This window comes from Luteibacter sp. CQ10 (genome assembly GCF_040900725.1).
GTDB lineage: Bacteria > Pseudomonadota > Gammaproteobacteria > Xanthomonadales > Rhodanobacteraceae > Luteibacter.
Genome location: NZ_JAEUYM010000022.1, coordinates 1,235 through 3,125, shown reverse-complemented (window position 1 = coordinate 3,125; position 1,891 = coordinate 1,235). Strand labels below are relative to the sequence as shown.

Sequence of the window (1,891 nt, the reverse complement as noted above, 5' to 3'; positions counted from 1 at the left end):
CCGTCGCCGGCGCGCTGTCGGTCACGACCGCCGCGTCGCTACGCAGGACCACGCCGTCGCTGACCGCGGCGATCACCTGCGTGCCGGCGTGCAACTCGGGGGTGAGGAAGCGCAGCGGCCCATAGCCTTCCGCACGCAGTGCCTGCGCCCAGCGCGCCGGGGCCAGCAGCGGCGAGCCCGGTTCGCGCAACGCCGCGTCCTCGAAGCGCCACCAGCCCTCCAGCAGGCCGAAGGTCAGGTGGCCCAGCACGCTGTTGCTGCTCAGTTCGTTCAGCAGCAGGATCCCCTGCCCCTTCAGCACCGCCTTGACGTGGCCCAGCGACTGGCGGATGTCGCGCGTGGCATGGACCACGTTGGTCGCGATCACCACGTCGTAGCCGTGCTCTTCCACGCCCTGCGCCGCGGGCGCCTTCTCCAGGTCGAACACCTGCCCGCGCAGGTACGGCACGTGCGGCGCGTACTGCGCCTGGGCATGGTGCAGGAACGCCTTGGACAGGTCCGTGTAGGCGTACTCGGCCACGTGCGCGGCGTACTCGCCCAGCGCGGCGAAGACCACCGCGCTGGTCCCGCCGGTGCCCGCGCCCACCTCCAGCACGCGCAGCCGCGTGGCCGGGTCCCGCGCCAGGCGCGCGCGCAGGTAATGCACCAGCGCCTGCGCCACCACCGCGTTGCAGTGGTCGGTCAGCGGATTGCCCCGGTACATCCCCTCCACCCGCTGCAGCGTCGCCTGCGGGAACACCACCGCCGTCGCCGCCTGCTCCCCGCGCAGGATCGCCGGCAGCGCCGCCTGCGTGGCGTCGACCAGCGCCAGGGACGCCGCGTCCTCCCCGCCGGCCGCCACCCACCCCGCCCAGCGCGACGCCACCGTGGCGTCGGCCGGACCCTGCAACGCCACCAGCACCGCCGCCTCGTCGCCCCAGTGCGCACGCAACAGCCGCTCGGTCTGCGCCCACCAGCGCGTGTACGCCGGGGCGATCGCCGCGCCCGCCTTCCACGCCGCCAACGACGCGCACCGCGCCGCCGGACCCAGCTCGCGCAGGCGCTGCACCAGCACCTCCAGCAACAGCGCGTGCAGCGCCTGCGCCCGCGCCTGCGTGGCCGCCGTCGGCGCCGGGCCGGCATACGCCGGCGGCACGAAGTCGGCCAGCGCCTCGGCCAGCGGCGGCGCCGAGGCATCCACCGTGACCTGCCCCGTGCCCAGCCGCACTCCCTGCAACGCCCCCGCGCGCGTGGTGCGCAGGTACGCCACCCGTTCCAGCGGACCGGCCAGCACCCGCTCCAGCACCGCCAGGCCCTCGGCCGGCGCGATCGTCGCCATCCCCGCCTCGGCCAGCCAGTGGCGGAAGCTCTCCAGCGCCCCGGCCGTGGCCGTGCTCGCCCAATACCCCCAGTCGATCACCCGCGCCGCGCAGCCCAGCGTCGCCGAGCGCGAGGCCACGTAGGCGTCCAGGAACGTGCTGCCGGCGGCGTAGTTACTCTGCCGCCGGGTCTTCTCCAGCGCCTGGATCGAGGAGAAAAACACCATCGCGTCCGCCACGTGCCCAGCGAACGCCTCCACCACGCCCACCGTCGCGGCCACCTTCGCCGACAGGCCGGCCTCGAAGCGCGCCGTGTCCATGTGCGCCAGGTCGCTGCCGCCCATCGCCAGGGTCGCGTGGACCACCCCGTGGATCACCCCGTGGCGCGCCAGGATCGTGTCGCGCGCCCGGCTCATCGCCGCCACGTCGCGCGCGTCCACCGACAGGTACGTGGGCGCCTCGCCCCAGGCCGCCAGACGCGTGCGACGCGCCTGGATCGTCGCGTCCTCCGCCCGCCGGCCCAGCCAGACCACCCGCGCGCCGTACTGGCGCACCAGGTGCTCGCTGAGCACCTGGCCCAGCTCGCCCGCGCC

1 protein-coding gene is annotated in these 1,891 nt (G+C 75.3%); it reads right to left on the bottom strand.

The window, feature by feature from the left end:
* Positions 1 to 1,891, bottom strand: a 1,891-nt coding sequence (locus tag JNG39_RS21055; protein ID WP_368313919.1) for a KR domain-containing protein, incomplete at both ends; no start/stop codon positions are given.